This is a genomic window from Cellvibrio polysaccharolyticus, assembly GCF_015182315.1.
Classification (GTDB): domain Bacteria; phylum Pseudomonadota; class Gammaproteobacteria; order Pseudomonadales; family Cellvibrionaceae; genus Cellvibrio; species Cellvibrio polysaccharolyticus.
Genome location: NZ_PRDL01000001.1, coordinates 934,192 through 954,929, shown reverse-complemented (window position 1 = coordinate 954,929; position 20,738 = coordinate 934,192). Strand labels below are relative to the sequence as shown.

At 50.6% G+C, this 20,738-nt stretch carries 11 protein-coding genes; 4 read left to right on the top strand and 7 right to left on the bottom strand.

Going from position 1 to position 20,738, the window contains the following annotated elements; all coding sequences use genetic code 11:
- Positions 1-30: 30 nt before the first annotated feature.
- The 7 genes from C4F51_RS04110 to sfsA form a co-directional block, all read right to left on the bottom strand.
- The gene (locus C4F51_RS04110; protein ID WP_193907408.1) at positions 31-627 is read right to left on the bottom strand and encodes a phage tail protein; all 597 of its coding nucleotides are present in this window, start codon (positions 625-627) and stop codon (positions 31-33) included.
- A gap of 490 nt (positions 628-1,117) precedes the next feature.
- Entirely contained in the window at positions 1,118-1,618 is a 501-nt protein-coding gene (locus tag C4F51_RS04105) for a GNAT family N-acetyltransferase (RefSeq protein WP_193907406.1), read from the bottom strand.
- Entirely contained in the window at positions 1,611-2,774 is a 1,164-nt protein-coding gene (locus tag C4F51_RS04100; RefSeq protein WP_193907404.1) for a sulfotransferase family protein, read from the bottom strand. Before C4F51_RS04100 ends, C4F51_RS04105 begins: the two co-directional genes overlap by 8 nt.
- 364 nt (positions 2,775-3,138) lie before the next feature.
- Positions 3,139-5,127 carry a phytanoyl-CoA dioxygenase family protein gene (locus C4F51_RS04095; RefSeq protein ID WP_193907402.1) on the bottom strand — a complete coding sequence of 663 codons (1,989 nt, stop codon included), beginning with the start codon at positions 5,125-5,127 and terminating at the stop codon, positions 3,139-3,141.
- Positions 5,128-5,213: 86 nt separating this feature from the next.
- A complete protein-coding gene (locus C4F51_RS04090; protein WP_235992273.1) occupies positions 5,214-5,741 on the bottom strand; it encodes an aspartyl/asparaginyl beta-hydroxylase domain-containing protein in 528 nt (175 codons plus the stop codon).
- A 416-nt stretch (positions 5,742-6,157) separates the two neighbouring features.
- Positions 6,158-14,101 (bottom strand): IPT/TIG domain-containing protein, encoded by a 7,944-nt coding sequence (locus C4F51_RS04085; RefSeq protein WP_193907398.1) that lies wholly within the window; start codon positions 14,099-14,101, stop codon positions 6,158-6,160.
- 913 nt (positions 14,102-15,014) lie between these two features.
- Positions 15,015-15,752: a DNA/RNA nuclease SfsA gene (gene sfsA, locus C4F51_RS04080; RefSeq protein ID WP_193907396.1), complete on the bottom strand. Its 738-nt coding sequence runs from the start codon at positions 15,750-15,752 to the stop codon at positions 15,015-15,017.
- A gap of 345 nt (positions 15,753-16,097) precedes the next feature.
- On the opposite strand from sfsA, the gene dksA reads away from it, so the two are divergent.
- The 4 genes from dksA to C4F51_RS04060 are packed head-to-tail and all read left to right on the top strand — an operon-like array spanning position 16,098 to position 20,700.
- Entirely contained in the window at positions 16,098-16,541 is a 444-nt protein-coding gene (gene dksA / locus C4F51_RS04075) for an RNA polymerase-binding protein DksA (protein ID WP_193907394.1), read from the top strand.
- Entirely contained in the window at positions 16,510-17,535 is a 1,026-nt protein-coding gene (gene gluQRS / locus C4F51_RS04070; RefSeq protein WP_235992272.1) for a tRNA glutamyl-Q(34) synthetase GluQRS, read from the top strand. Before dksA ends, gluQRS begins: the two co-directional genes overlap by 32 nt.
- On the top strand, positions 17,532-17,714 hold the full coding sequence (locus tag C4F51_RS04065) for a hypothetical protein (RefSeq protein WP_193907386.1): 183 nt from the start codon (positions 17,532-17,534) through the stop codon (positions 17,712-17,714). The genes gluQRS and C4F51_RS04065 overlap by 4 nt, the downstream gene beginning before the upstream one ends.
- Before the next feature lie 25 nt (positions 17,715-17,739).
- On the top strand, positions 17,740-20,700 hold the full coding sequence (locus tag C4F51_RS04060) for an ATP-binding protein (protein ID WP_193907384.1): 2,961 nt from the start codon (positions 17,740-17,742) through the stop codon (positions 20,698-20,700).
- Positions 20,701-20,738 lie beyond the last annotated feature (38 nt).

The following is a 20,738-nucleotide window of genomic DNA, read 5'->3' as shown; positions in this document are numbered from 1 at the left end:
TTGAGCCCCACATCCCACAATCGTTTGAGCTTAATTACGTGAGGGGAAAACGCCTTCAATTGCGATAATGAAATTAACTACTACATAAGGTTGCACAATCGGAACCGGCAGGTTGTTACCGACAATACCCGTATTGCCAGTCACATTGACGGTTGTTGTGGTATGTACTGGCAAAAGCGTGGTATCCGGTGTAGTGCTATACGCATTGACTCCAGACAGCCCACCAGGCACTTTTGCAGGCACAGTTGTTGGCCCTGGGGTAGGAACACTGCCATTAGTAGTGCATGCCCCTAATGCAACATTGACATCACCGGTCCCGCTCAATGCAACGGTATGGTTATGCGCAGGCAATTCATTGATCGTCAATGTTACATTTTCAGTCCCACTTACCTCACCCAAGGTGTATTGGCTTGTACCGGGGCTTTGACCTTGGTGCACCGGCACACGCCCCTGTAAATTAGGCAGGGCAAAGGTCGATTGGCCATTGCCACCGTAGGTAGTACCCAGAATTGCAAAAAGCGCAGAATTTTGCTGGATTGGCAGTAATTGCCCATTGCAAAACGCCCATCCACGTGGGGCGAAGTTGCCCGCAAACATCACAATTTCACCGAGAAACGGTTCAGACATAATCTTTCTCCTTGATAATGAAAATAAGGAAACCGGAAAGCCGTTTTCCAGACACACAAAAAAATTGCCTGTTACCACAACAAACAATGTATTGACGCATTACGGGTATCACAAAAATCAATCCGGCAAAGCCGGTTATTATTCGCTCAGAAAATACCAGGTGAAAACTGAGAGAAAGCGCTTACAAATTGAACCTCAAAAAAGCGATACATCTTTCTTCAAACAGCCTTCAGTTTGGAGGGAGAGTTAGACACTCAAGCTGAAGAGCGACAAATCATTAACGGCCGGGAAGCTGACCAACCGACAGAATGTCAATTTTTTGAACAAACAAAACAAGCCCAACGAAAAATAAAAAATTCGCCAAAAAAACAACAGAATCACTATGTCAAAATATTGAACTTGCAAGGCAAACACACTATCGCAATCAAACTATCAATTATATTACCGCGTATAACATCACAAAAAAGAAAAGTAAATCCCCTCACTGTATTTAACTGGTCAGAGACGGTTCGCGCTTCATCGCCAGATAAAATTCGCCCGCTTCAAAAACCTCAAACCCCAGTGCCAAATACAGTTTTTTAGCCCGACAGTTATCACGCTCAACCGATAGCCGCAGCAGCATTGCGTGCCGGTCCGCCATGTTTGAAAATGACTTCAATATTGCGGTTCCGTACCCTTTACCGCGTTGATCCGGTATTAACGCAATATCGATAATATGCAGCAGGTCTTTTTCTTCATGAAGAACAACCTTGCCAATAGATTCACCTCGATATTGAACAATAAAGGTAACTGCACAAGGCCATTGCATCTTGTAGGTGTTCTGTTGCAGTTGGTATTGATGATTAACCAGTAACTCAAGGTGCTGAGAGGGTAAATCAATCATAAACAGATGCGGCCGGACCGAACGAAATAACGCGATCATAAAACCACGGTCACTTTCATCAGCAATACGCAGCGTAAATTCAGTGGGCAGCAACAACCGGTCAAGCATTGTCAAACTCCGGTTCGATATTTGTTGTGCGAGCCAGCAATTGACGATAGAGCGGCGACAACCGGGCTTGAATTTTCTCCGCATCCCCAACGTCAAACAAGCGGCGTTTTTGCTCTCCGTCAGCCTTGAAAACCTGCCCTGCTGCTTTGGAATTAAACCCCATCCGCTGGCGCAACCGCGCTCGCTCTACCGCGATCAATGGCAGCCCAAATAACCGGGTAATCTCTATTATTTTTTCCTCACCGAGTTCAGCATAATCCATTACTATGACATTTTTCTCACCGGCAACCACCAACATCCTGCTCATCAACTCACTCAAAACCCGGATACGAAAGTCGAGTGGCACTTCACTCTCACGCATACCGAGAAATACACCGCCCAGACATGACATGGATGTATCACCAGACATGTGGCGCCCAGCCATTCGTTGATGAGAGGCGAGAACTTCTATCGGGTTACGAACCAGAAATACGGTTGGTACTTGCGGATAAATAGAATGAATCAGCGGCCACAGAAAAATGTCCCAGGCATTCCATTTAATAATGACCTGCCGCCTTCCTGCATATAAACGCCCTTGATGATTGATAAGATTCAGTAAGATTTTTTTCTTTTCACTGACACTTAAAAAGGTATCCAAAAGAACACCGGTCAACACCGGTGACTCAGACAAAACGCTGGTGGAGTTCATCTCGGAAAGACAGCCGGATATCAGCGTGGAACCACAACGGGATAAATGAAATATGAAACCGGCAGGTTGCGGGGGATGAGTCGCATAATCACCAGACAGCCCCGCCAGAAGTGTTTGAGGGCTGACAATTTGATTAAACAAACATTGTTGACGGCAGCGATCAATATACTGCTCGTGAAAAGACTCTTCAGGATGTCCCTGGGGTATACACCAGGAAAGTGTTTTTGTTTTCGCATGGTAACGATAGGGCATCCACCCGGCATCAAACAGGTTCGGCACCGATTCCAGCATAGCCCCATTGCAATGAGCCAAAACTTCCAGCGTTTGTTCATCCGTTAATGCCGGTTCTCCGAAGCAATCACGTATTTTTTCCAGCAAACCGGAAAGTGTGGTCTCCCGAGCACATAGCGTCACCTGATGTGGCGATGTGACAAGTGTTTTATAAGCTGCCGAAAAATCCATGGCCATTTATATTCCAGTTCCTGTCATTTTGACGGTGCTCTACACATCCATAGTGGTGGCGTTCCAATTTTCACTTCACCCGGCCAAACAGCTTTGGATAAAGCTGGAATTTTTACCAGATGTATTGAGATGAGTCTATTTTATATCTGCTCGAATAAGAAATAACCAATTTCCCTGTTATCAATGAACAACAATATAAAAGAATATATTCAAAGCAACCTATAACCACCTATTTCATGTTGTCGGTCAAACTATCAAACACATTAGCTGAAACCAAAAAACACGGTTTTATCACTGGCCCACAACTCAGCGTTACCTTGGCGAGTTGTGATGACAGAAACCCCGAACGAAATGTAGCCTGGCACTATTTTTAATAGGCACTGTCGCCGTTAGCCAGAGGATACATATTGATATATTGCACCATACGGGGGGATGCCGCTTTGTTCCGGCTTGCTCCGTGGGGTAGCGCATGATGCCAGATAATCAGGTCTCCCGCTTTGCCGCTTATCGGTTTTATCAACCATTCCGACCAGTTTTGTTTTTGCAACTCGACATCCGGCTTGTTTTGTTGCTGCAACCACGCGTCTATCTCCAGATGAAAACCGGGCACACAACAAAATGCGCCCTGCTCTTTCGAAGTATCCGTTAAATAAATAAGCCCCTGGGTTCCAAAAGAAACCGGCGCTTGCAAAGGCATATCCCAATGCATGTCCGGCCCGGGAAATTGCCAGGATGCAGTTTCCGGCGGATTAAAACTGACTCTGTCAGTGCTCATTGCCAGATCCGTCCGCTGCCACAGTTGCTCAAATATGTTACGAATTAACGGGGTTCGCCGATTTTCATCCAGCACTGGATGGCGAAATAATTGCAACATTATTTTCTGCATCCGCTCAGGTGATTGATACCAGCTATTCGCCACTTCCGGATCAGCCTGTAAATATTCCCATATGACCTGGCGACTATTTTCACATTGCTCTGCAGATAACACTCCCGGCACCACCAAATAGCCATTTGCCTGCCAGAAGGCCAGTTGCTCTTTCGATAGCACCTCCGGAATTTCGTGCGGATTCCCTTCTATCAATTTAATCAATGTTTCATTGATATGAATTTTGTCATCATCGGTCAGTTTTAATTGGTCAACTGCACGAACCAGATCACTCAGCCGATTACTCTGATAAAGCATCTGCATACCCGGCTCAAGGCCAATACCGCACAGATCCAGCACGGCGCGATCCAACCACCATTCATCCTCCGGGAGAGATGCCTGAACCAGGTGTTGGTTACGGGTTTTCTGCCAAAGCCGGTGAAGATGGAAAATACCGCCAGCGGATAAATCCGAAGATTCACTCAGGGGAATGACATGCTCGCAATAATCAATCACAAGATCCGGATAGCTGCCCATTTGATAGCGACTGGTGAGTATTGAGCCGGGTTTTATCATCAAGCGATTTTTGAATTGGGGAAGCGTTAACTGGCTCTGGTATTCCGCCAGCCGATGATTCCGATATACCTGAATATGCGTGGACAACTTCAGATCCACAGGACCCGGTTCGAAGTCCGGAAGCGAAAAGGACCGGGACAAAATCTGCTCATTACCGTTTGCAATTTCTCTTGCGGAGTGACAGTTCAGCGTGAATGCTTCGCCCAGATAAATTTGCTGAGAGGATTCCTCTTTCCATAAGAGTGTCAAACCTAATATTACCGATTCGGGAATGAGTACACCGGCGGGAGCAAGGTACTGTTGCAGCCAGGAAAAAATTCGAACTTGAGGTTCCTGTTGCAATAAATACTTCATGGTTTCTGACAGGATAATATCGAAAACCGGGGGTGATTCCGCTTTCCAGCAACAGGCGTCTGCACAAACCCAGGCGGCAATACGATCTGCCACACCATAATCCTCACAGAGCTTGCGAAATCTTTCGAGTGACTGCTCATGAATATCAATAGCTGTGACTTGTAATTGTTCAGCGGTAAATAACGCAAGTAATGGCAATACCAGCCAACCAAAAGGGCCGGTGCCTGCATATAACAGTCGCACCGGCGCCTTGTCTTTACTCGCCAGCTGATCCTGAACCGCCTGGCACACACCTTGAATAAATACCCGGCCGCGTTCGTAGTCTTCTGCACATTGTGCCGCTGTTATTGTGGATACTGCTTTGCCATATTCTGTATCGGTATAGTGTTCATCGACAAACATAGCAGGGTGCAGATCAACATCAAGATGATGACAGAAAGTTTGCAGCATCGGGTCAATGCAAGACTTTGCCGAGGGCGCATCCACGGCCTGTAAAATACATTGCGCAAACACGTTCAGATCTGGCAAATTTTCCATTTTCAGGGCGGCCTGACTTTTTACCATGCTCTTTTCCTTATGATTACACCCTGCCGCTTGAATAGTTGGCAAAGATGATCCGGCGTTATGACGTTATTATTTCATCGAAAAAATCAGGACATGGCACCCGCACAATTTTTCAGCCATGTATTCGCACCACAATCAATAACCAGATTGATGCGGTCCTGCTCACCGATGTTATGCACTTCGTGCTCCTGATCGGCATTGATATACCACAGCTCTCCTGCACTCATGGGAACTGTCTGCCCATTTACCCGGAATCGAATATGCTCTCCGGTAAAAATCGGCAGATGCAAACGCGCCTCACCATGCTCCAGCGATAATTGGTGATCGCGATGTGGCTTGATATGAGAGCCAGCCTTCAAGCGCATCAATCGAACAGCCTTGACCGGGCATTGCAAAAATTGCACGCATTGCAGCATGGCCGGCGATTGATTAAGTGCGGGTAAATTGATCCAGTCTTCCCCTTCCTGAATGGCATAACCCTGCAATATTGGATGGGCGTCCTGATGCTGCCGCTCACAACGTAAAGGCAAGACATCCCAACCGCCCTGGTAATCCCGTCGATTGACATGGTCAACCCAGGTTTCCTGCAACAGGCGATGCAGGTCTTCCTGCAACGCAGGTAAAGAGACCGGACATGAGATACGAGCAAAAGAGATTACAGGGACAGGCCAGCTGACAGATAACATGATGGAACTTACTTACAGCAGTCGAAAGCGAAATGAGCACACATAAAAAATCCCTCTTTTAAACCTTCGGAAAAAACAGATAAAAACAGTCGCTATAAATTACTCTCCTGGACAACGAAGAACAAGCACGCTTATGTGCCAATATTATTGCTGTATAAAAAAACATTCTGATTCACAACGGGAAAAATTATTTCTTCATATCTGTAATAACGCGTTATAAACCGGCAACCTCCGCTACAGTACAAAAAAGCCGACCTCAATGAGATCGGCTTTGATTCCAGGCTGCAAATCTATCAGTAAAAATCAGTGCAGGTTTGTGACCATACACTGATTTTTACTGGCACTCAGTGGTGGCTTGCGCGTTTGCTTTGGCTACCCGATCTACGACGGTTGTGAGCCAGCAGTAACAGCAAAAAAGCCGCTCCGGTTTCCATCACCCCGAATGCACCACCACTCTTTTTACCCTTCGGCGGATTGACCGGCGGTTCCGGTTTTACCGGTGGCTCCGGATTCACTGGCGGTTTCGGATCAACGGGGGGCTCCGGGTCAACCGGCGGTTCGGCTTGTATCCGAACACTGACAACGCCCGGGTCGGCAATCGCTTTGTTCACCAGACCGTCCGCATCGTTCGGGCCACCATCTTCCAGCGTCAACTGCACACACAGGTAACCGGCAACCAGACCTGACTCCCACTGCACATCGCCCGGCGGTGGACAGAAGCCCGGGTTGCCCGGTGCAGAATGCAGCCGGTTGTTGTCATTGCTGACGAAGTCTTTCCAGCTGCCGTTGTGGTATTTGCGGTAGACCGCTTCAGCGGGAATGGCTTCGCGTTGCGGTATCACCACACGGATGGTTTGACCTTCCAGCGGCAGGTGTTTGATTTCGAAGTCGAAGATACCGCCGACCGGTTTGTGGGTGGTATCGCGGGACAGATCCGACAGGGTTGTAAAATCATTGTCCAGCAGTTCCACACCACCGCTTTCTCCCATCAGGGCGAAGCGACCGATACGACAGAGTACACCCGGGTCACACTCCAGCAGGTAAGTATTGGTTTCAATGATTTGCTGCGGCAGTACGTTGTCGGTCGGCATGCTGTCCAGATAATCCGGTATGCCGTTGCCGTTTGCATCGCCAAAGCCTTCGGTCGCATCGTCGATACCATTGCCGTTGCTGTCCTTGTTCGGGTCGAGTACCGGTAACTGCTCTACCACACGGAAGTAGAGGTCAGTGGTTTCACTGGCGCCCGCCGAATCGGTCACTTTCACTTGCACCTGGTAACGACCATTCAATGCTGCCGGGTCGAAGACCAGGGTGTTGTTGGCGGCACTACCATCAAGATCCGCCAGTACGTTGTCGGTACCACTCCAGTCGAAGCTGTGGGTGTCGCCTGCATTGAGGTCAGTGACCTGCGCCGTGACGGTGACATCGCCTCCGGTGCGGGCAACCAGGATAGTGTTGCGCTCATCCTGATTCAGGGTGAGTGACACTTCCGGTGCGATGTTGCCTTCACGCAGGCTGATGACATGACGGTTGGCAGCACCGCTGTTGATGTCGAACAGGTCACCGGTGATAACCGCCGGGTTGCTGCTGCGGTCATCAAGGCCCAGCACCAGTTCACTGTCGCCACCGTTGGCACCGGCGTGCAGCTGTACATCAATGTGCGCCTCGGTCTGACCGGCATCATTGAACATGGCTACCGTTTCCAGCAGGGTGTATTCCGTTTCCGCCGCCGTGGTGGCGGTGTCGATGGTGACCGGTATCGCCAGTGGATACACCGGGGATACACCATTCAGCAGAATCCGCACACGCACCACGCTGTCACGCAGGGCTTGCTGGTTTTTGGCGAACGAGACCAGCGGACGGATGTTCACGGTTTGTTTTGCCGAAGCGGTTTGGCCATTGGCGGCGGTTGCTGTCCATACCACCTCATGACGTCCGGGGGATAACAACACTACGGCATTGTCATTCAACCCTTCCGGCAAGGTGGTGCAACAGGCTTCGCCACCACCGGTGGTGAGTGCCGCCAGTGCCGCTTGCAGGGTTGCGCTATCCGCATTGGCATCCAGTTTCAGCAACTGACGCAGGGTAACCGGGGTGTAGAGCGCGGAAGCATTCAACACGACCGGTGCAGGGGCGGTGACGACCGGGGTGTCGGTATCCACATCATCAGCAGCTACGGTGAGACTGAATGCTGGCAGACTGGCCGTCAGTGTTCCATCGGAGACACTGATGACAATGTTGCTGTAAGTCCCGTTGTCGGTGGTGTCCGGAATACCGCTCAAACGACCGGTGGTGGTGTTGAACACAGCCCAGGCGGGTTTGTTGGTGATGCTGAAGGTCAGAGCATCACCGTCCGGATCGGAGGCCGTCGGGGTAAAGTTGTAGGCGTTACCCGGCTCAGCGGTAGTTGACGGGGTGCCGCTGATCACCGGGGCGGTGTTGGCGGAGGTAACCGTCAGGTCAAAGGCTGGCAGTGACGCAGACAAGCTGCCATCGGATACGCTGATAACAATGCCGGTGGTTACACCCACATCAGCTTTGACGGGGGTACCGGTCAGGGCACCGGTGGCCGTATCAAACGCAGCCCAGGTCGGTTTGTTGGTGATGCTGAACGTCAGTACATCGCCATCCGGGTCGGTAGCCGTCGGAATAAAGCTGTAAACCGCATCTTCATTCACGCTGGTTGCAGGTGTGCCGCTGATGACCGGAGCTTCGTTGACATTCACCACTTCCAGATTGAAGGCTGGCAGTGATGCAGACAAAGTACCATCGGAGACGCTGATCACGATGCCGGTCGTTACACCAACATCTGCCTTGGCAGGTGTGCCGGTCAAGGTACCGGTGGCGGTATCAAACGCAGCCCATGAGGGCTTGTTGGTGATGCTGAACGTCAGTACATCGCCATCCGGGTCGGTAGCCGTCGGAATAAAGCTGTAAACCACATCTTCATTCACGCTGGTTGCAGGTGTGCCGCTGATGACCGGAGCTTCGTTGACATTGACCACTTCCAGATTGAAGGCTGGCAGTGATGCAGACAAAGTACCATCGGATACGCTGATCACGATGCCGGTCGTTACACCAACATCTGCCTTGACGGGTGTACCAGTCAAGTGGCCCGTCGCAGAATCGAAACTCGCCCACATCGGTTTATTGGTGATGCTGAAAGTCAGTACATCACCGACATCAATATCGCTCGCCGTTGGAATGAAGCTGTAGGCTGTATCCTGATTCACGCTGGTGGCCGGTGTTCCGCTGATTACTGGCGCAGCATTTGGCTTCACAGGGCTTGATGCTGCTGACGGTAAACTTGTACCAATGGAGTTAGTTGCCTCCACAGTGAAGGTATAGCTGGTGCCGTTGGTCAAACCGCTCACGGTAATCGGCGAACCTGCACCGGTTGCGGTAGCTCCGCCAGGACTGGCTGTCACAATATAATCGGTAATCGCAAAACCACCATTGTTAACGGGTTCTGTAAAGGCAACCGATACCTGTCCATCGCCTGCGGTGACTGTCTCTATAGTCGGCGCCGTTGGCGCATCACCGTAAGTAAAGGCACCTGTGGAACTCACCGTACCAACGGCGGTGGTCACACTTACATCCACAACTCCAGCGGCATGAGAAGGAGCAACCGCCGTAATTTGCGTTGCACTATCCACGTTGAAGCTGGTGGCTGCTACTCCACCAAAAGTAACAGCGGTGCTACCTGTCAAAAACTCACCGGTGATCACAACGGTATCGCCGCCGTCCAAAGAGCCGGTTGCAGGCGCAACAGATGTGATGAATGGAGTGGAAAGCAATGAGTTGCTTTCAATCCAATTGGATTCATTACCGATCAGGTTGAAGTTGTTCAATACACCGGAAGCACCGTTGCGCGTGCGATCATCCAGAGAAGTAAAGCCCGTGTTATCGGCACCACCAATGCCCTGGTTAAAATCGTAATAACGCACCAAACTGGCGGGATAGGTTGGTGTCAGCTCGGAATTTTTGGTGTCATTGATTTGCTGCGCCGTGCGTACCACATTCCATATGCGGAAATCATCCAGGGCGGATTCTACAAGGCCACCACCAATGGTTACGTCAACCAGCGGCAAAATATCCATTCCAGATAAGTCCCGACTTTCCTCGTAATCCAGTACCCCATTGATGTATATCTTGAAGCCCGTTGCCACACTGTACGTCATAGCGACGTGGTTCCAGGCATCACTTCGCAATACGGCAGGCGATTCAAAGTGACTACCATCAGCAAGCCACAAGGAAACCGAGTTATCCCCTTCGAGATAAATCCCTACATCGCCGCCGCGATAAATCGCAGGCCAATTACCGGCGGGCGTTGCGGAGTCTAAATACAGCTTAAATTCGACGGTAAATTCCGCAGGGCTTACGCCCGTCAAGCCAGTAATGGTTTCACTACCATCATCAAAATACAGTGCATTCAACGTAGACATCGTCGCATGCAGTTTCACTGGAGATGCCATCACATTAGCGGGAGAGGCGTTATCTTCTGCGACCACATAAATATCGTAAGCTGTGCCCGAAACCAGATTCGAAATAGTAAAGCGATGACTGAAAGGTGATGAAGAAATCAGCGCACTACCCGAATGGGACGCCTGGTTACCCGTGGACGCAGTGCCCGCTTTAACCTGAGCGGCTGTAGGCGCAGGAGCACCGTCGGGAAGCACGACATAATAGAACCGACCCGCCTTATCAAGGCTCGCGGACAAATCCAAACGGCTCGTTGAGATATTGGTGATAGCAGGCGCTTCATCAAAGATCGGAGCCGCTGCAGGTGCAGCAGTGTAAGTATATCCACCGATGGAGGTCACCGACCCACCCGAGGTAGTCACTACCACATCTTTCGCACCGGCTGTACCCGCAGGTGTCGTTATGGTGATGGACGTACCGCTATTAATAGTAAGACCAGTGCCCGCGACACCATCAAAAGTCACCGCTGTTGCGCCGGTAAAATTGCTACCGGTAATGGTGATAGAAGTGCCACCCGCAGTGGTGCCGGAAACAGGTAATACAGACGATATGGTTGGTGCCGGTACAACATAGGTATAACCACCCGTCGATGTGACCGATCCGCCAGCTGTCGTTACCACCACATTTTTCGCACCGGCTGAATGAGCAGGCGTTGTTACGGTGATAGACGTATCACTGTTAACCGTAAGGCCGGTACCTGCCGCCCCACCAAAAGTTACCTCTGTAGCACCGGTAAAATGAGTGCCTGAGATAGTGATAGACGTGTTACCTGCGGTGGAGCCGGACACAGGCGATATAGAAGATATAGCTGGCGCCGGCACAACATAGGTATAGCCACTTGTCACTGTGACCGGCCCACCCGGTGTCGTTACCACCACATTTTTCGCACCGGCTGTACCCGCTGGTGTTGTTACGGTGATAGATGTATCACTGTTAACCGTAAGTCCAGTCCCCGCCACTCCGCCAAACGTCACAGCTGTTGCACCAGTAAAGTTGGCGCCAGTGATAGTGATAGATGTATTACCTGCGGTGGAACCGGAAGCAGGCGCTATAGAAGATATTGTGGGAGCCGGTACAACATAGGTATAGCCACTTGTCACTGTGACCGACCCACCCGGTGTCGTTACCACTACATCTTTCGCACCGGCTGTACCAGCAGGTGCAGTAACGGTGATGGATGTATCGCTGTTGACGGTAAGGCCAGTACCTGCAACCCCACCAAACGTAACGGATGTTGCACCGGTAAAATTTGTACCAGTAATGGTGACGGGCGCGCCGCCTATGGTGTTACCGGAAGCGGGAGTTATATTTGAGATAGTCGGTGCAGGTGAGCCTGTAATGACTGGTCCGATCTTAAAGTTATCGAACAAGAACCGATCATGTCCGTCCGAGAAGGCAACTGAAAAACTGTCCACATTGTTGAATGCAGGATTACCCGTAACATCAACTAATGTATAAGCTCTTAATACGATGTCGACTTGTGGGAGGAGTACCGACAGGGCCGCACCTGGAATGGTAACTCCATTTTTATAACCTGTGACAGTAGCGATTATAGTACCGGAATATCCGGTGGCGGTTTCAGTATTTGAAATGTTAATTTCCATTAACGAAAAGCTTGAACCATCGTTGGAACTAAACTTTACAGATGACAGCAGATCAGCAGCACCAACTAACTGTAAGGCGCCACTCCAATTTGGAGTCGAACCGATACCTGTGTTATGTGAATAACGAATTAAATTGGCAGTTGATGTAGCAGCTTCATAGGTAGCTGCCACGTCCCAACCATTGGATAGCATATTGGTGACACTGGCCGTGTTGGTTCCATTCCCACTAGCTAAAATGATTGTCGATGCCGAATGATCAAATGTCGTAACACCCTGAAGTGGTGCGTTTGCAATATAGGTAAACGAACCGTTTGATGTGACCAAGCTATCAGGTGTCGTCACCACCACATCTTTCGCACCAGCTGTACCAGCTGGTGTTGTTACAGTAATGGACGTATCGCTGTTAACGGCAAGACCCGTACCCGCAACACCACCAAAAGTAACAGCCGTTGCGCCGGTAAAATTGGTTCCGGTAAGCGTAACAACAGTACCGCCTGCGGTGGAGCCAGAGATGATATTTAGCGATGTAATCGTTGGCGCCGTGGAGGCTGAAGGCGCCGTAACGTTAGACACGGCAATGTCATCCACTGCAATAACAAAAGAATCCTCATACTCAGAGCCTACGGGCGAAGTAATAGTAAAACTGCTAATTCCTTTGAAGAGATCAGGATCATTGGCTGTCGCAGCCGAGACAATCATATAGGTTAAAGTATTTGTTGAACCTATAGAATTGATTACCAACTCTCCACCCTTGTTGGTGGTAATGACAAGCACGTCACCACCATTAGAGTTATCATCATGCAATTTGAAGGAATCCAGATCGAACACAAAATCGTTATCCAGAGAAAAAGTCCAAAATTTGGTCTCCATAAAGTCAACCCACAGGCTGGTATCACCGGAAAGTGCGCCGTCTGCCGGTGTATTGAGCGCTTCATGATTTGTCAGAAACGTTGTATCCGCAACGACTTTTAAACGCACAGTTTCGCCAAAATGGGTACTGAGATTATCGCTAACTTGATAAAAGGTATTTGTTTCAGCGCCGGAAATAGCACCGGTTGCGGTTTCAAAATCGAATACTTCGCTGGTTGGTGAGTTATTAGCAGCAGGTGGATCCCTGAAGTTTTCAGCAATAATGTTGTCGACACCTATCGCGTAGGTAATATCTGAACCGGTTGGCGTTACACGGAATGAATCTATGCCGATGAAAGCAGCATTGGAAGAAACATCGAAGGCTACCAGTGTGCCAGGGCCTGACGCATTCGTAACATGATGAACAAGCATTGCGCCTGCAACGGCAACCTCATCTTTATAACCAATCAATTGCATGGGTATTGATGCAGAGCCATTCGTTCCGTTCGCCTGATCTATCGTTACATCGACAGATTTAAGATCAAATAATTTGTGCGCGTTGGGCTTAAGCTGAATTCCTGTTATCGCGGTTGCACCATTATTGGATGCGCCATAAGCCAGATGAGTCTGGTTCATATAAGCTTCAACATTAATGGTCGCATCAACAGCATTATTGTTTGAAAAAACGGTGAAATCCCAACCGCTGCCAACAATATCAGGAACGGTGAAACCTGAAACGCCAGCTACGGATGTTGCAGAAAAATAATCAGCCGTGCCGAAAAAAGTTGTCTGCTGGGGAACAACACCAAAAGAACAACTGATTTGCAGCGTTAGCGTCAGCCCATGGTTATCGGTATTAATCACATCAACTGCAACAAGAAGATCGTTCAGGCCATTATCCACATCTGATTGAGTGAACGTATGCGAAGCGTTTTCGTTGAAATTAACTCCGCTGACATTACTGGCATCAAATATCGGATTGTAAACAGAATCCCAAATGACAAGCTTGGAGTCATGACCATGTCCCCCATTCCCACTGGATGAGGCGACTATGTTGATAGTCTCTCCAACGGCAAAACCTGAATAACTGTAATCGTTGAGATGGCGGCCAGGCTGCGCGCCCGAGGGGTGCGTCGATGGATAAACAACATTAGGATCAGGCGCAATCGTCTGCAAAGTGCCAAACTGGGCATTAATCGCATCACAGGCAGCAGATGTGGAAGCAGCGGCAGCAAAAGGAGCGGACCATAGCGATAAAACCAGCAGCACGAAACAGAGAACTGAATGGTGGAGTTGGCGCAAACGGGCCATGGGTGTGAAAAAAGACAGCCAGGCAAACAAGTTATGAGTCATAGTAATTAGTTTCCCTTGAGGTGCAGAGCTTGCCGGGATAACGCAGGCGGAGTGAGTGAATGCAATATAGATAAGAAGAGCCAATAGCAAGCATTGAAAAAGCGCTTTAAAAAAACTCGCCCGACGACAACGCCGGCACAACAAAAAACGGCCGAAAAGATAGGTCGCTTTACCACAAAGACCTCTAAAAATTTATAGCCCGCACCATAGCTGCCATTAAACAACGACATAAAAAACCTCAACAAGACATCCGGACTTCGCTAGAAACCAACAAAAGATACGTTTTCAAATCTGGCCGGATTTGCTAACCAGCTGGCAGCCGCCACTACCCCTACCCTGCAGAGTACTTATTAATATTTCAATTACCGGAAATTACAGGGTTTTGCTTTCGTCGGGCACCGACGCCTTAAACCGCCAGGACCAAAAGCCCGGAACAGATTCAGGAATAGCAATCAGGGGAATGCACTTTATTCGGAAGAGCCATACAAATTGATGACAGATGCAGGAATTATACCCGGACTGCACGGATATTAACCAACAAAAAAATGACCATGGATAGCGTTTTTATTTAACTTTCAAAAAGTAACCGTTTGCACCGGAAAACACTGCTAATAACGGAACCGTGCCTTTATTTTTTCAACAAAAAAATGCCTGAAAATAAAATTTATCGATGCTGAAAACAAAAAATAAAGACGTTATTTTGACAAAAAAATTAAACAAAAAAATAAAACAATAAAACCGCCACAAAACCGACGAAAACATTCACAAAGCATAAACTCCCTTGCCCCGAAAGGAGCCGAAGCCCTCCTGAAAGCACCTCGATGACGCATCACGTCACATCACCTTGCAAGCACAGCCAGGCAACACCCCGCGAAAAGGGGCGGAGAGCAGGCCAGGCTTTTGGTGGTACGATCTAGACCTTGCCAATCACCAATGGCAACGAATCATTTAACACAACAAGACTCTGTTGCGGCTCCAGATGAGCTGCGTAGGCATAAACCTCAACCCCCGCTACCATCGCCTCACGCAGTGTTTTGCCATATAAAGGATCAATAGCATCCGCCGGTTCAACCCATTGGATGCCGCTGTGCTGAACACAATACACCAACACCGCCCTATGCCCCTGTTGCACCATGGCTACCAATTCCCGCAGGTGTTTGCTGCCTCGCTGGCTGACCGCGTCAGGAAACATGCCCTGCCCCGGCGCCTCCATCAAGGTCACGCTTTTAACTTCTACATAACAATCGCGAGGGTCATGCACCGCACCGGTTAACAAAAAATCGATGCGCGACTTTTCCTGCCCGTAAGTCACTTCCTGGCGAATCAATGAATAGCCCTGCAATTCTTTAATAGTGCCGTTGAGAATGGCGTCCTTCACCAAACCGTTGGCGCGCCCGGTATGAATACCAGCCAGATGCCCACCGGGTGTGGTAACAATCTCCAGCGTATTGGCATACTTGCGCCTGGGGTTGTCAGATACCGAGTACCAGCAAGGCGTTTCGGGCAGCACGCAATTTCTCATTGAGCCGGTATTGGGGCAGTGCAGCGTGATCTCACTGCCATCCGACAAGCGCACATCGGCAAGAAAGCGTTTGTAACGCCGCAACAGCGTGGCTTGCTGCCAGCCCAGGCCGAAATCAGAGGAGGTCATAAGGGGTGTATTCCATATTTGAACGAATAGATGGGAGACATGACGCGCAAAAAACATCAGCAAACTTATTTATTCTGCAAAAAATCCAGCAGAAACAGGGATTTGTAACTATATTGCCAGGAGCTTGCCAAACCGGGAATCACACCGCGTCACGGAAAAGCGATAGAGCCGGAAAAAGTACTGGCACAGGGGTGTGTAATCTGGTAGCTTGCGTCCCCTTCTTAATATCGATGGCGTCAAATCACCTTGTGAAAACGCTGCCGGTGTAGAGGGCAAAAATCATTGATCAACGGGTCTTTGCCGACCGATTCGCACGTTTCAGGAAGTCATAAAGAGGCACACATTATGCCGAAAAACTCAGCTAACACCGAAACTTTCGCCTTGCGTCCTTTCGTTCCCTATAAAGAGAAGAAAGGCGAAGAGTACATGAATGCGGATCAAAAGGAGCATTTCAGACAATTGCTTCTGAACTGGAAAATGGAGCTGATGGAAGAAGTTGACCGCACCGTCAGCCATATGAAAGATGAAGCCGCCAACTTCCCTGACCCGGCCGACCGCGCCAGCCAGGAAGAAGAGTTCAGCCTTGAATTGCGCACCCGCGACCGCGAGCGCAAGCTGATCAAGAAGATTGATAGCACCTTCGAGTTGATCGAAGCGGACGACTACGGTTACTGCAACGCTTGCGGTGTTGAAATCGGTATTCGTCGCCTCGAAGCTCGCCCCACAGCAACCCTGTGTGTCGACTGCAAAACACTCGATGAAATCAAGGAAAAACAAATCGGCGGTTAATGCCGGTTATAGCGGGCACAAACGTGCCCGCTTTTATTTTATGCCAGCAACGTCTCCCGCCTTTTTAAACACGCCTTATATTGGCCGCTTTGCGCCATCTCCTACCGGTCTTTTACACTTCGGCTCTCTGGTCAGCGCTCTCGCCAGCTTTCTTGATGCTCGCGCCTGCCGCGGCACCTGGCTGGTACGCATGGAAGATCTTGATCCGCCCAGGGAACAACCTGGTGCAGCCGATGCCATTTTGCAGGCACTGGAACAACACGGTTTAACGTGGGACGGTGAGGTGGTTTTTCAAAGCCGGCGTCACGCAGCCTACGAAACCTTGCTCCACGACTTGCAAAGGCAACACCTTATTTACCGCTGCGATTGCACCCGGCAGGATTTGCAAACCATGGGCGGCATTTATAACGGACGCTGCCGAACCCGCCTTGTGGATACCAGCCACCCCCACGCCTTGCGCCTGAAACTTTACGATACGCTACCCCTGCCGGATGACAGGCTGGAATTCACGGATCTTTTTCAGGGGCAACAGATACAAAATTTACGGCTTGAGGCTGGCGACCAGATACTTAAACGCAAAGACGGACTATTTGCCTATCAACTGGCGGTGGTGGCCGATGATATGGCGCAGGGCATTACCCATATTATTCGCGGGCTGGATTTGTTACCGGTGACCGCCCGCCAGATCGCCTTCTTTAATATTTGTCATCGCCCGGCGCCGCTTTACGGGCACGTGCCCATGGCCATCAACCAGCACGGGCAAAAGCTGAGCAAACAAAATCTCGCACTGCCGCTGGATGGACAAAAAGCGTCCGGCAATTTATGGTACGCGCTTGCCTTTCTCGGGCAACGCCCCCCACCCGAATTAAAAACCGCGACAGTCGCTGAAATACTGGCGTGGGGCGTGCAGCACTGGCAGCGGGAACAAGTGGCGGCAATGCCACGCGAAGCGCTTTCCCCATTATTATCCGGCGAGGAATACCCGCATTTATGAATAACCAGCGCCTCGTAATTTTGCTGATGCTGATTGCGTATATTTTTTCGCCGACACTGTTTTCCTGGGTTATTCATCCCGAGGGGCCATGGTATCGCCCCTATCTGGTCTGGGTACTGGTGATTGTGATCGCCTTTATCGTGCAACTACGGCGCAACAAGCGCCAGGACATTTCCTGACTTTCGCATTTCGGCCTCCGATCCCATGACCTTTGAACTGACACACGTTGCCCTGATTGGCATCATCTACCTGCTCTCCCTGTTCGGTATCGCGTGGATAACCGAACGCGGCTGGATTCCCGAATCCGTTACCTCGCACCCGATTACCTACATTTTATCGCTGGGCATTTTTGCCAGTGCCTGGGTATTTTACGGCGTTATTGATCTGGCATTCTCCTACGGCTACGGCGCGCTGGCCTATTTTCTCGGCACCGGTGCGCTGTTTCTGTTTGCCCCGGTGGCACTGGCGCCGCTGGCAGAATTGGCCAGACGACACCAGGTGCACACCCTCGCTGACCTGCTGGTATTTCGCTACCACAGCCATGGCGTGGGTGCGCTGACCACGCTCGGCATGCTGTGCGGCATGTTGCCCTTGATGGCGCTGCAAATTCAGGCCATCGCCGACACCATGCACATCCTTACCGTCAGCAGTAACCCCTCACTCCCCCTGGAAGGCACCGGCCTTACCTTTAAAGACGTGATGGCGTTATGTTACTGCGTGATTCTGGCGGCATTTACCATTCTGTTCGGCTCCAACCGCGAGCAACATCGCGGCCTGATTACCGCCATGGCCTTTGAATCGCTGATCAAAGTGTGCGCGCTCTGCGCGGTAGGTCTGGTCGCCGTGTACGGTATTTTTGGCGGTATGGAAGGGCTGGATAACTGGCTGGCGGAACACCCGGAAAATCTCGCGTTATTACATACTCCGATCCGCGACGGCTCTGCCCACACGCTGCTGCTGGTATTTGTTGCCACCGCCGTGACCATGCCGCACATTTTCCAGATGGGCCTGGCAGAAACCCCTTTAATGCGTAACTCGCACATCGTTACCTGGGCATTTCCGCTGTTTTTGTTACTGATGGCGTTACCGGTGTTTCCTATCCTGTGGGCAGGTTTTGAACTGGCGGTTCCACTGCCCGCGCAATACTTCACGCTGGGCGTACCGATTCTGTTTGAATCCCCGAGCCTGACAGTGCTCGCGTTTATCGGCGGCTTGTCAGCGGCAACCGGCGCAATGATCGTGATTACCCTGGCGCTGGCCACCATGGTGATGAACCACTGGCTGTTGCCCAGCGTCAGCTTGCGCGCCCGGCACGACATTTACCGCCAGCTGCTCTGGCTGCGCCGCATTCTGATTGCCGCCATTTTCTTCGGTGGCTACCTGTTTTACTGGATTCTCGACAGCCGTTACAGCCTCACCAATCTGGCGCTGATGGCCTTTATCGAAACCCTGCAATTTTTGCCCTGCACCTTTGCCATCACCTTCTGGGCGCGCGGCAACCGCCGCGGTGTGATTGCCGGCCTGTCGGTGGGCACACTGATTTGGGCATTCGGCTTGCTGATTCCGGCACTGACCGGTATCAATGCGCTGGATTTACCGCTGTTCGCCGAGCCGATTCCGGTCGGTAACGATTACTGGAGCCAGGTCGCCCTGCTGTCTCTGGGTGCCAATACCCTGATCTTTATCGGCGTATCGCTGATCACCCGCCAGACCGACGATGAACAATACAACGCCGACCAATGTGCTGCCGATGAAATCAGCCACCCGGTGCGCCAGGCACTGGATGTCAACTCTGCGGCCGATTTCAAAACCCGCCTCGCACGCCCGCTGGGCAAGGTCACTGCCAGCCGGGAAGTGGAAATTGCGCTGAATGAGTTGGGGCTTGCCATGTCTGAACGCCGCCCCTATGCACTGCGCCGCTTGCGCGACCAGATAGAAGGCAACCTGTCCAGCCTGATGGGGATTCACGTTGCCAGCGAAATCATGGACAAATACATTCCCTTCCAGGAAGCAGAAACTCGCGACGGCGTAGATATCAATTTGATTGAGAGCCGCCTGGCGCAAACCCGCGACCATTTGACCGGTATGGCTGCCGAGCTGAACAACCTGCGCTTGTACCACCGTAAAACGCTGGAAGAATTACCCATGGCAGTTTGCTCTCTGGGGCTGGACCGGGAAATTCTGATGTGGAACCACGCCATGTCGCGCCTCACCAATACACCCGGCGAAGACGTCATCGGTTCTTACCTGGAAGACATTGCCGAGCCTTGGTGCAGCCTGCTGGTGGATTTCTGCAACAGCAGCGAAGCCCATTATTACCGCCGCGAAATTGACCTGAACAGCCGCCCGCACTGGGTCAGCCTGCACAAAGCCGCTATTGAAGGCACCATTAACGCCGGGGTTTATGATCAGGTTATTTTGCTGGAAGACGTCACCGAAACCCAATTGCTCGAGCAGGAGCTGGTACACAGCGAGCGCCTGGCCTCGGTAGGCCGCCTGGCGGCCGGTGTAGCGCACGAGATTGGCAACCCGATTACCGGCATTGCCTGTCTCGCGCAGAACCTGCGCTATGAATCGGAAAACCCGGAAATTCTTGAAACTGCGGAGCAGATTCTCAGTCAAACCGATAGAGTTAGCCGGATTGTGCAGTCATTAATGAGCTTCTCGCACACCGGCAGCAATCGCAAAAGTGATTTTCATGCCGTGGTTCTGCGCAACTGTGCCAATGAGGCAATAAGCCTGCTGTCATTGCAGAAAGACCGCAATCAGGTACTGTTTATTAATGATATCGCCAGCAATGCCATTGTGGCCGGTGATACACAGCGCATGATCCAGGTTTTTATTAACCTGCTATCCAATGCAAGGGATGCCAGTCCCGAGCAAGGGCGTGTTATGCTTGCCAGCGAGGAAGATGAGTACAGCATTACATTTTCCATTACTGACGAAGGCCCAGGCATTCCTCCGGAACATATCGAACAGATTTTCGAACCCTTTTTTACAACCAAAGATCCCGGAGAGGGCACTGGCCTCGGCCTTGCCATGGTATATAGCATTGTGGATGACCATGGCGGGTTTCTGGAAATTATCAGCCCGGCTGATACAGTCCATAGCCGCGGAGCAAAGTTTATTATCAAACTGCCCCGCTATCTGGACGCTTTGGAATAAATGCCCTTTAGGATATTCCCTATTCGACTGCAGTTGGA